Consider the following 11,315-nt stretch of genomic DNA (forward strand, 5'->3'; position numbering starts at 1 on the left):
CGTGCTCAGCCTAGGCGCCGGCCACTCGCAGCGAGGCCGGCGGACCGGTTGCGCTTGCGGGCGGCAAGCGCGGCAGCGGCCTCGGGCTCACGGCGCGCGAAGCCGACGAGCAGACCGAGGGCCACCAGCGAGGGCAGCAGCGCGGACCCGCCGTACGACACGAGTGGCAGCGGGATGCCGATGACTGGCAGCAGGGCGAGCACCATGCCGACGTTGATGATCATCTGGCCGAGCAACCACACGATGATGCCGAAGGTCATGTAGCGGGTGAAGGGGTCGGTGGTGTGCAGGGCGACTCGGAGGGCGGCGTAGGCGATGGTGAAGAAGAGGCCGACCACGAGCAGCGTGCCGACCAGACCGAGCTCCTCGCCGAGAACCGCGAAGATGAAGTCGGTGTGGGCCTCGGGCAGGTCGCCCCACTTCTGGGTGCTGGCACCGATGCCCTGGCCGAACCAGCCGCCCGTCGAGAGCGCGTAGAGGCCGTGGGCGGGTTGCCAGCCGGTGCCGTGGAAGTCGGTGAACGGGTCGACGAAGGAGGTCAGACGATCGCGGCGCTCGCTGTTGGTGGTGGCCAAGAACAGCGCCACCGACCCGATGATCGACACCGCGAAGACGAACAGCCGGGCGGGTGCACCGACGACCCACAACATGGCGAGCAGGATCGCGAAGAGCACCAGCGCGGTGCCGAGGTCGTGTCCGGCGACCACGAGGACGGTGGCCAGCAGCATGCCTGGCACCACCGGGATCATGATCTCGTGCACGCGGTCGAGGCGGCGTTCCTTGCGGGCGTAGATGTTGGCCGCCCACAGCACCAGGCCGAGCTTGGCGATCTCCGAGGGCTGGATGGCCAGCGGGCCGACGGCGAGCCAGTTCTGGTTGCCGTTGCGCTCCTCACCCAGGAACGTGGTGAGGAGCAGCAGCGTGAGCGACACGATGTAGCCGGGCCAGGCGAGCCGACGGATCCACTGGTGCGGCAGTCGCGACGCGAGCCAGGCGGCCGGCAGGCCGAGGAGCACCCACAGCAGCTGGCGCTTGACCACGGTGTAGGAGTCGCCGGTGCCGCGGAACGACGAGACACTCGACGCGCTCAGCACCATGATCAGGCCGATGGTCAGCAGCAGCGCAGACGCACCGAGGAGCAGGTAGTAGGACGTGAGGGGGCGGTCGAGGGCGTGCCGCGCCGTGGCGAACCAGGACGAGACCGAACGGCGACCCTGCCAGGAGCCGGGAGCGACCTTCACGCGCTCGGGGCTAATGGTGGCCATCGGTCCCCTCCTCGTGTCTCGCGGTCGGTCAGTCGTCCCTGCCTGCGGCCCGCTTGCGCACCGCTGCGGCGAAGGCGTCGCCGCGTGCGCCGTAGCCCGCGAACATGTCCATCGATGCGCATCCCGGCGCCAGCAGCACGGTGTCGCCCGGACGGGCCAGACCGCCTGCAGCCACCACGACGCGCTCCATGGGGTCACCAGTCTCCCCGTCACCGATCTCGACGACCGGCACATCGGGCGCGTGTCGCGAAAGCGCCTCGGCGATGACATGGCGGTCCCGACCGAGGAGTACGACGCCGCGCAACCGGTCGCGCACGGTCTGCACCAGGTCGTCGAAGCGCGCGCCCTTGGCGAGCCCGCCCGCGACCCACACGACATGGTCGTAGGCCTGCAACGACGACTGTGCGGCGTGCGGGTTGGTCGCCTTCGAGTCGTCCACCCAGTCGACCTCGTCGAGCCTGGCCACGTGGGCGATGCGGTGCCCGTCGGGGCGGAAGGCACGCAGCCCGTCGCGGACCGCGACCTGCGAGACGCCGTGCGACCGGGCCAGCGCGGCCGCGGCCAGTGCGTTGGCGACCAGGTGGGGGGGCGGCGACACTCCCCCGTTCAGGTCGGCGATGGTGCACAGCTCTGCCGCGCTGGTGTCGCGCTGCTCGATGAACGCCCGGTCGACCAGGATGTCCTCGACGATCCCGAGCATGCCGACACCGGGCATCCCCAGGGTGAAGCCGATGGCGCGCGCGCCCTCGACGACCTCGGCCTCCTCGACCAGTCGCCGGGTCTCGGGGTCGGCCACGTTGTAGACGGCCGCCCGCTGCACCTGGTCGTAGATGCGGCCCTTGTCGGCGGCGTACTGCTGCATGCCTTCGGGACCGGAGTACCAGTCCAGGTGGTCCTCGGCGATGTTGAGCACCGCGGCCGACTCGGCGCTCATCGACTCCGCGTAGTGCAACTGGAAGCTGGAGAGCTCGACGGCGAGCACGTCGTAGGGCTCGGGGTCCATGACCGCCTCGACGATCGGCAGGCCGACGTTGCCGACCGCGATCGAGCGGAGCCCGGCGGCTCGCAGGATCGCGTCGAGCATCTGCACCGTGGTGGTCTTGCCGTTGGTGCCGGTGACGGCGAGCCAGGGCGTCGAGTGGTTGGGGTCGCGCAGCCGCCAGGCGAGCTCGACCTCGCCCCAGACCGGGATGCCGCGTGCCCGGGCCTGCGACAGGAGCGGCGCGTCGGGTCGCCAGCCGGGCGAGGTGACGACCAGGTCGACGTCGTCGGGCAGAGTCGCGGTGACGCCCTCCCCCAGCCGGATCGACGCGCCGAGCACCTCGAGCAGCTCGGCCTTCTCGGCCATGGTGTCGGTGGTCTGCTCGTCGAGGGCGACGACGCCCGCACCGAGGTGGTTGAGGTTGTCGGCGGCGGCGAAACCGGAGACGCCGAAGCCCGCGACGATCGCGCGCACGCCCTCCCAGGAGTCGTGGCGGCCGAGGTCGAGTGGCGAGGTCATCCGGCGCCGGCCACCCATTCGGCGTAGAAGATGCCGAGGCCGGCGGCGACGCACAGTCCGGTGATGATCCAGAACCGGATCACGATGGTGATCTCGGCCCAGCCCAGCATCTCGAAGTGGTGCTGCAACGGGGCAATCCGGAAGATCCGCTTCCCAGTCCCGGTGATGCGTCTGGTGGCCTTGAACCAGCTCACCTGCAGCATCACCGACAAGGTGACGGCCACGAACAGGCCCCCGAGGATTATCAGCAGCAGCTCGGTGCGGGTCAGGATCGCCAGGCCGGCGAGCGCGCCGCCGAGCGAGAGCGAGCCCGTGTCTCCCATGAAGATCTGAGCCGGTGAGGCGTTCCACCACAGGAAGCCGAAGCAGGCGCCCATGATCGCGGCGGAGACCACGGCGAGGTCGAGCGGGTCGCGCACCTCGTAGCAGGACGGGCCCGCGTTGACGCCGCACGACTGGTTGTTCTGCCAGATGTTCACCAGCGTGTAGGCGCCGAACACCATCACGCAGGCGCCGGTGGCCAGGCCGTCGAGGCCGTCGGTGAGGTTAACGGCGTTGCTTGTGCCGGTGACGATCACCCAGATCAGCAGCACCACGACGATCATCGGCAGCTTCCACGCCTCGAAGTCGCGGATCCAGCTGATGTGCAGCGCAGCGGGGGTCTTGCCACGCTCGTCGGCGAGGGCCGGGGAGAGCGCGAGGATGCCGAAGGCGACGGCGACCACGGTCTGCCCGATCATCTTGGCCTTGCTGCGCAAGCCGAGGCTGCGCTGCTTGACGATCTTGATGAAGTCGTCGAGGAAGCCGACGAGGCCGAGGCCGACGAAGAGGAAGAGCAAGAGGAGCGCGGACACCGAGGGCGTCGAGCCGGTGATCAGCTTGGCCAGGAAGTAGGCCAGCACGGACGAGGCGATGATGACGATGCCGCCCATGGTGGGCGTGCCGCGCTTGGTGTGGTGGCTGGTCGGTCCGTCGTCACGGATCTCCTGCCCGTAGCCATGGTTGGACAAGACGGTGATGGCGACGCGGGTGCCTAGCAGTGAGAAGACGAGGGCGAGCCCACCGCCGAACAGGATGGCTCTCATCGGCTGTCCCCTTCAGGTCGGTGGGCGATCAGTGCGTCGGCGACGTGCTCGAGAGCAGCGCCGCGCGAGGCCTTGACGAGTACGACGTCAGGGGCCGACACATTCTCCATCACCCAGAGCAGTGCCTCGTCCCGGCTCGCCGTGACGATCGCCTCACCGGACCACCCGGGTACGTCGCGAGCCCCCGCCGCGATCGCCTCCGCCTCGCTCCCCACGGTGACCACGACGTCCAGACCGGCGCGAGCCGCGACCCGGCCGACGTCGGTGTGCGCCTCCGACGACTCAGCACCCAGCTCGAGCATCGCGCCGAGCACGGCGACACTGCGTCCCTGGCGGGCGGTGCCGATGCGGGCGACCGTCTGGATGGCAGCGGTCATCGAGGCCGGGTTGGCGTTGTAGGCATCGTTGACGACGACCAGCCCGTCGGGGCGCTCGTGCAGCTCCATCCGCCAGCGGCTCGCCGGCACGCTCCCGGTCAGAGCGTGCGCGATCACGTCGACGCCAACCCCGACAGCCAGCGCCATCGCGGCGGCCGCAGCGGCGTTGGAGACCTGGTGCTGGCCGGCCTGCCCGAGGCGCACCGGCCGCCACCGGTCGGCGTACCCGATCTCGAAGGTGGGCCGCTCGAGCTCGTCGAACTCGAGGCCGCGCCACGTCACCTCGCCGACGGAGCCGAACGTGAGGACGCGTGCGGAGGTGCGCTCCCCCATCACAACGGTCAGGTCGTCGTCGGCGTTGAGCACGGCGGTGCCGGCGGCGCTCAGCGCCTCGACGATCTCGCCCTTCGCCTGCGCTATGGCTGCCCGGCTGCCGAACTCACCGAGGTGGGCGGTGCCGACGTTGATGACGGCCGCCACGTGGGGCGGCGCTATCTCGCAGAGGTAGCCGATGTGGCCGATGCCGCGGGCACCCATCTCGACCACGAGGTACGACGTCTCCGGCGTGGCCCGCAGGACCGTGAGCGGCACACCGATCTCGTTGTTGAAGTTGCCGGCCGTGGCCACGGTCGGGCCGACGGCGGTGAGCACCTGGGCGAGGTAGTCCTTGGTGCCGGTCTTGCCCTGCGACCCGGTCAGCGCCAGCACCGTCACGTCGGGCAGCGCGTCGAGGACGTGCCGGGCGAGCAGCCCGAGCGCGGCGACCGGGTCGGCCACGATCACCGTCGGCACACCGGTGTCGCGAGTGCCGAGCACAGCGGCAGCACCGCCCTCGACGGCTCCTTCGGCGTACGCATGACCGTCGGCGTGCTCCCCCGCGATGGCCACGAAGAGCCCCCCGGGGACCGTCTCGCGACTGTCGATGAAGGCTGGCCCGGTGACCATGACGCCGTCGTCACGGACGGCCTCTCCCCCGACGACCGCGGCGACCTCAGCGAGGCTCATCGCGATCACCGGATCACCTCGCGGATAGCCGCGGCTGCGACCTTGCGGTCGTCGAACGGGTGCACGACGCCGTCGATCTCCTGGCCGTCCTCGTGTCCCTTGCCGGCCACGAGCACGATGTCGCCCGGTCGCGCGCGGCGTACGGCCTCGCTGATCGCTGCGCGCCGGTCGCCGATCTCGACCACCTCGCCCGGGCCTGCTGCCCCGTCGATCATGGCGGCCCGGATCGCGGCGGGGTCCTCGGTGCGGGGGTTGTCGTTGGTGACGATGAGTACGTCGGCCAGTCGGGCCGCGATCTCGGCCATGATCGGCCGCTTGCCCGGGTCGCGGTCACCGCCGGCGCCGAGCACCACGATCACCTGCCCGTCAGTGAGCGGACGGAGTGTGTCGATGGCGGCCTCGACGGCGTCGGGCTTGTGGGCGTAGTCGACGAACACCACGAAGTCCTGGCCGGCATCGACGCGCTCGAGCCGGCCGGGCACCCCGCCACCGGCCGCGATGCCGGCGGCGACGCGTGCCGACTCGAAGCCGAGCTCGGCGCAGGAGGCGACGGCAGCCAGCGCGTTGGAGACGTTGAAGGAGCCAGGCAGGCCGACCCCCGCGTCGACGGCGAGGCCGTCAGGACCAAGCACCGTGAACGTCGAGCCGGTGGCCGTCGACTCCACGTCGACGGCCTGCCAGTCGGCGTCGGCGCCGGTGATCGAGAACGTGCGCATCGGAATCGTCGCCTCCGCCAGGAGCCGCCGCCCGTAGGCGTCGTCGACGTTGGTCAGCCCCAGCCGGGCCCGCTGCGGGGTGAACAGCGACGCCTTGGCCGCGAAGTAGTCGTCGACGTCGGCGTGGAAGTCGAGGTGGTCGCGACCCAGGTTGAGGAACGTCGCCACGTCGAAGACGACCCCGTCGACCCGGCCCATCACCAGCGCATGGCTGGACACCTCCATCGCGCACGCGGCCACGCCTCGCTCGCGCATCAGCGCGAACAGGCCGTGCAGGTCGGGTGCCTCGGGCGTGGTCAGGGCGGTCTTCACGTCGGCACCGAGGATGCGGGTGCCGACGGTGCCGATGACCGACGCCGGGATGCCGGCCAGCTGAAGGCCGTTCTCGGCCAGCCGCGTGGTCGTGGTCTTGCCCTGGGTGCCGGTGACCGCGAGCATCCGCAGTCCGGTCGCCGGGTCGCCGTACACCCGTGCGGCGAGTGGACCGAGCACCGCCCGTGGAGTGGGTACGACGACCGCCGGGGTCCCCGGTGGCAGCCGGTCGGCACCGGTCGGATCGGTCAGGACGGCCACGGCACCCGCAGCGAGCGCGGACCCGGCGAAGTCGGCTCCGTGCGCGCGAGCGCCCGGGAGGGCGGCGTACAGGTCTCCGGGCACGATGCGCTGCGAACTGAGGGTGACGCCGGTGACCTCGACGGTCACGTCACCCAGCACGTCCACGGTGGTGCGGGCGCCCAACCAGGTCGCCAGATCGGCGAGCACGTGCGGGGTCGGGCGACGTGGTCGGGTCTGCCCTGCTGCCACCGGGATCGGCTTGTCGCTCACCACGCCCGGAGACTATCGCCGGGGCCGCGGCTCACCACTCGACGGGCAGCCGCGACGGCCGGGTGCCGGTGGGCGGGACCTGGTAGCGGCTGAGGGCGTAGCCCATGATCCTGGAGAAGACCGGGCCGCCGATCGAGCCACCGCCGCCATCGACCTTCGGGCCGTGCACGACGACGTAGACCGTGAAGCGCGGGTCGTCGGCGGGGGCGAAACCGGCGAAGGAGACGGAGTTGGAGCCGTCGTAACAACCACACTCGGCGCTGACGCGCTGAGCGGTGCCGGTCTTGCCGGCGACGCGGTAGCCCGCGACCTGTGCCAGCGGGGCGACGCCGACCTCGTCGTCGACCACCCGCTCCATCATCATCATCGTCTGGTGGGCGGCCTTCTGGCTGACCACGCGCGTCTCGGTGGCGGTGTCGGTGCCGACGTCGATGCCGTCGTCGGTGACCGCGTGGCCACGGATCAGGCTCGGGTCGATGCGCACGCCGCCGTTGGCGATGGTGTTGACGGCCGTCGTCATCTGCACGGCGTTGACCGACAGCGACTGGCCGAACGCGACGCGGTCCTTGGTCTGCGACGTCATCGCGTCACCGGGTGTCAGGATGCCGCGGGTCTCGCCGCGGACGCCGAGGTCGGTCTTCTCGCCCAGCCCGAACTTCTTCAGGTAGGCGGTCAGCTCGGGCGGCGTGAAGAGGTCGGTGGCCTTCACTGTGCCGATGTTGGAGGACTTCGCGATCACGCCGGCGAGCGTCAGCCTGATGTCAGGGTGGCTGAACCAGTCGTGGATCGTCCGGTCCTGCCGGTTGAGCACCGGCGGCACCTTGATCTTGGTGCGCGGCGTCACCTTGCCGGCGTCGATCAGCGAGGCCACGGTGAGCACCTTCTCCACCGAGCCGGGCTCGTAGGGCTCGCTCAGCGCGCGGGAGCCGAGGTCTTCCTTGGGGAAGTCGAGCGGGTTGTTCGGGTCGTACGTCGGCCCGTCGGCCAGCGCGAGGACCTCGCCGGTGCGGGAGTCCATGACCACCGCGGCGCCCGACTCGGCGCCGTACTTGTCGATCGTCTCGTCGAGAACGGTCTGGGTGAAGTAGTTGAGGTCGCGGTCGATCGTGGTGCGCAGCGGCGCACCGTCGACGGGTTTGACGGTAGAGCTCTCACCGAGCGGGATGCGGTAGCCGCGGCCCTCGGTGTAGATCGCCTGGCCGTCGGTGCCGCGCAGCTGCTTGTCGAAGGTGCGCTCGAAGCCGCCGAGCGGCTCGTCGGTGCCCATGAAGCCGAGCACGTTGGCGGCCACCTCGCCGGCCGGGTAGTCGCGGACCGGGTCCTCGCGGGTGGTGATCCCCTGGTAGCCGAGCTGGTCGATCTCGTCGACGACGTCGGTGGCCTGCGTGGACGGGACGCGGCGGGCGATGTACTGGAACCGGCCACCGATGGCACCTTCACCACCCTGATAACGCAGCTTGTCGAGCGTCTTGAAGTAGTCGACACCGAGCTCGGTCGAGAGGATCTTGGCCAGCTCGTTGGCGTCGTCCCGGGTCATCTGCGGGTCGGCGATGACCATCTTGCCGGCGACGGAGTCGGCCAGCGGCACGTCGTTGCGGTCGAGGATGTCGCCCCGCTCGGCCGGCAGGACGATGTCGACGACGCCCTCCTTCGCGGCCATCGCGGCGTAGGCGTGCGGGTCGATGCCCTGAAGTTGCACGAGTCGCACGCCGAACACCGACAGCACCATGGCAATGATCACGAAGCCGAAGCGCAGCCGGACCTTCGGCGCTCCCCTGCCGGCCGGCCGACCGGCGAGACGACCGCGGGTCTGCCGGGTGCTGGTGGGCTTGGGGCGATTCGACGGCAAGGCGGGCTCCGGGTGGTCTCGGGAACGGCGGTCGGGATCGGCGGACGCTCTCCCCCCTGTCTACCGGTCGAAGTGGGTCGACCGGCCGAGGCTGAGCCTCGCCGGAGAACGTGTCGCGTCAGCGGTTGTTCTTGTTCTTCCGGCTCTGCTGGCGGTCGGCCTTCTTGGCTGCCTTCTTCTGGGCCTTCGCGTCGGCCTGGGCAGTAGGCTGCGCCGTCACCTCCACCGTGTTCACCGGCGGGATGAGCGACGCGGGCTTGGGAGCGGGCCGACGCGTCAGCTGGAGGGCGTCCTCGGGCGTCGCGGGCGTCGGCGTACCGGTCACCGTGCCGTCGAGCGCCAAGAAGGCCGGCGCGGCCGGGACGACCATGCCCATCTTCTGGGCCTGCGTGGCGATCCGCTGCGGGCTGCGCAGCTCGTCGAGCTCGCGGCGCAGGGTCTGCTGGCGTGCGGCCATGACGGAGGCCTTCTCCTCGAGACTGCTCGCGGCGAACGACGCCTGCTGCATGGAGGTGTTGAACATCAGCAGGCCGATCACGCCACCGAGCAGCAGCAGGCTGACCAGGGTCACGAACGGGACGCGCGGAGCACGCACCCGAGCCCTGGGTACGACGCTGAGGCGGGCGCGCTCGACGGCGGCCTCGCCGATGTGGGCGACGCGGGAGCGGAGCTGGACGGCCGGGCTGCTCATGTCAGGCGACTCCTCGTGACGGCTTGCTGCTGGGTGTGGTGCGGGGGCGGGTGCGTTCGACCGCGCGCAGCCGGACCGAGGCGGCGCGCGGGTTCTGCTCGATCTCGTGCTCGCTCGCGACCTCGGCGCCCCGGGTGACCAGCCGCAGTGAGGGCTCGGCTCCCTCGGGCACGAACGGCAGGTCCTCGGGTACGTCGAGGCGGGTGGCCTCGGTGAAGGCGCGCTTGACCAGCCGGTCCTCGAGCGAGTGGTAGGACTCCACGACGACCCGGCCTCCGACACCGATGGCGTCGATCGCGGCGGGGATGGCCCGGCGCAGCACGGCCAGCTCGTCGTTGACCTCCATGCGCAGGGCCTGGAAGGTGCGCTTGGCCGGGTGACCGCCGGTGCGTCGTGCGGGCGCCGGGATCTCGGCGTACAGGAGCTCGACGAGGCGGGCCGACATCGTGAACGGCTCCTTCTCGCGCTCGCGCACGACCGCGCGGGCGATCTTGCGGGCGAAGCGCTCCTCGCCGTACTCCTTGAGGATGCGGACGAGCTCGCCGGTCGGGTAGGTGTTGAGCACATCGGCGGCGGTGGGTCCGGTGGAGTCGTCCATGCGCATGTCGAGCGGGGCGTCCTCGGCGTAGGCGAAGCCGCGCTCACGGACGTCGAGCTGCATCGAGGAGACGCCGAGGTCGAACAGCACGCCGTCGACCGACGACAACCCGAGGTCGTCGAGCACGTCGGGGATCTCGTCATAGACAGCGTGGACGCCGGTGAAGCGGTCACCGTACGGCGCGAGGCGCTCGCCGGCCATCGCCAGTGCGTGCTGGTCGCGGTCGACGCCGATGACCCGGGCCAGGCCGCAGCGCTCGAGCACCGCCTCGCTGTGGCCACCGAGGCCGAGGGTGCAGTCGACCAGCACGCTGTCGGGGTGGTCGAGGGCGGGGGTCAGCAGCGCGACCACCCGGTCCAGCAGCACCGGTACGTGTGAGGGCCGGTTGCGGGACTCGGACATCTTCGGCCTACCTGCCCAGCGTGGTGAGCAGGAGGAGTCCGATGGCAAGGGCCCCGGACGCGAGTGCCGAGAAGGTCATCAGGGCGACCACGGCTCGGGCCTGGTCGCGGACGCGCGGTGACCGCGCGTCCGTCGTACCTGCCCAGGTGTTGCTCATGGTCTCGACCCCAACTGTTTTGGTGCTGCTGACTTCTTGCCTTGGTGCATGTGACGCCGCAAGGCCTGGTCCCTGCCCGCTCCCGCGATGGGAAGTGCCGTCTGGTGCCGGGGAAGTGACCCCAGATGGCTCGGGAGAGCGGGCACGAGACCTCGCCCTGCGGTGTCTGTTCTGTTGTCGTGCTGGCCCCTAGATGCCGGGGAAGACCTCGTCGGACAGGTCCGAGAACTTCTGCTCCTGCTCCTCTGAGTACGCCGTCCAGGCCGTCGGGTCCCAGATCTCGATGCGGTTCATCGAGCCGATGACCACCACGTCCTTGCTGAGCGAGGCGTACTCCCGCAAGACCGACGGGATGGAGATCCGGCCCTGCTTGTCCGGCACCTCGTTGGAGGCGGCGGCGAACAACATGCGCGAGTAGTCACGAGCGCCCTTGACGGTGAGCGGCGCCGCGGCCAGTCGTTCGTAGAGCTTCTGGAAGTCGTCCATGGACCAGACCGTCAAGCAGCGTTCCTGCCCTCTGGTCACCACGAGTCCCTCCGCCAACTGCTCCCTGAACTTCGCCGGGAGGAACAGCCGACCCTTCTCGTCGAGCTTCGGGGTGTAGGTGCCGAAGAACATCCGGACCCTCCCCGTTACTGACGGGAGAAATCGACCTTTCCTCCACTTCGCTCCACTCTACTCCACATCACTCCACCGTCAACCATCCTTTCCGTGTTTTCCTCCTTGATTCGGGCGCGTTCGTACGCCGCCCGGGCCGGCGGCTTTCCCCGGCGTTCGGGTCCACTGATGGCTCGTTGAGCGTGGAATCGGCTCCCCGGCCGGTCGTCGTACCGCCGAAGTGGAG

General features: G+C 70.3%; 10 protein-coding genes. All 10 read right to left on the reverse strand.

Annotation, left to right across the window (positions count from 1 at the left end):
• Positions 1-5: 5 nt before the first annotated feature.
• The 10 genes from ftsW to mraZ all read right to left on the reverse strand — a co-directional run bounded on the left by ftsW (position 6) and on the right by mraZ (position 11,089).
• The gene (gene ftsW / locus H4Q84_RS04105) at positions 6-1,265 is read right to left on the reverse strand and encodes a putative lipid II flippase FtsW (RefSeq protein WP_248582138.1); all 1,260 of its coding nucleotides are present in this window, start codon (positions 1,263-1,265) and stop codon (positions 6-8) included.
• A 28-nt stretch (positions 1,266-1,293) separates the two neighbouring features.
• Positions 1,294-2,766 carry a UDP-N-acetylmuramoyl-L-alanine--D-glutamate ligase gene (gene murD, locus H4Q84_RS04110; RefSeq protein WP_248582139.1) on the reverse strand — a complete coding sequence of 491 codons (1,473 nt, stop codon included), beginning with the start codon at positions 2,764-2,766 and terminating at the stop codon, positions 1,294-1,296.
• Positions 2,763-3,851 (reverse strand): phospho-N-acetylmuramoyl-pentapeptide-transferase, encoded by a 1,089-nt coding sequence (mraY, locus tag H4Q84_RS04115; protein ID WP_248582140.1) that lies wholly within the window; start codon positions 3,849-3,851, stop codon positions 2,763-2,765. The genes murD and mraY overlap by 4 nt, the downstream gene beginning before the upstream one ends.
• A complete protein-coding gene (gene murF / locus H4Q84_RS04120) occupies positions 3,848-5,233 on the reverse strand; it encodes a UDP-N-acetylmuramoyl-tripeptide--D-alanyl-D-alanine ligase (RefSeq protein WP_248582141.1) in 1,386 nt (461 codons plus the stop codon). Before murF ends, mraY begins: the two co-directional genes overlap by 4 nt.
• Positions 5,234-5,238: 5 nt before the next feature.
• Positions 5,239-6,687, reverse strand: coding sequence for a UDP-N-acetylmuramoyl-L-alanyl-D-glutamate--2,6-diaminopimelate ligase (locus H4Q84_RS04125; protein WP_282580340.1), 1,449 nt, complete (start codon positions 6,685-6,687; stop codon positions 5,239-5,241).
• Positions 6,688-6,805: 118 nt separating this feature from the next.
• Positions 6,806-8,623, reverse strand: coding sequence for a penicillin-binding protein 2 (locus H4Q84_RS04130; RefSeq protein WP_248582142.1), 1,818 nt, complete (start codon positions 8,621-8,623; stop codon positions 6,806-6,808).
• 118 nt (positions 8,624-8,741) lie between these two features.
• Positions 8,742-9,314, reverse strand: a complete 573-nt coding sequence (locus H4Q84_RS04135; protein WP_248582143.1) for a hypothetical protein — start codon at positions 9,312-9,314, stop codon at positions 8,742-8,744.
• 1 nt (position 9,315) lies between these two features.
• Positions 9,316-10,314, reverse strand: a complete 999-nt coding sequence (gene rsmH, locus H4Q84_RS04140) for a 16S rRNA (cytosine(1402)-N(4))-methyltransferase RsmH (RefSeq protein WP_248582144.1) — start codon at positions 10,312-10,314, stop codon at positions 9,316-9,318.
• Between the two features lie 7 nt (positions 10,315-10,321).
• Positions 10,322-10,471: a hypothetical protein gene (locus H4Q84_RS04145; protein WP_248582145.1), complete on the reverse strand. Its 150-nt coding sequence runs from the start codon at positions 10,469-10,471 to the stop codon at positions 10,322-10,324.
• A gap of 189 nt (positions 10,472-10,660) precedes the next feature.
• Positions 10,661-11,089 carry a division/cell wall cluster transcriptional repressor MraZ gene (gene mraZ / locus H4Q84_RS04150; protein ID WP_248582146.1) on the reverse strand — a complete coding sequence of 143 codons (429 nt, stop codon included), beginning with the start codon at positions 11,087-11,089 and terminating at the stop codon, positions 10,661-10,663.
• Between the last annotated feature and the right edge of the window lie 226 nt (positions 11,090-11,315).

The organism is Nocardioides sp. InS609-2 (assembly GCF_023208195.1).
GTDB lineage: Bacteria > Actinomycetota > Actinomycetes > Propionibacteriales > Nocardioidaceae > Nocardioides.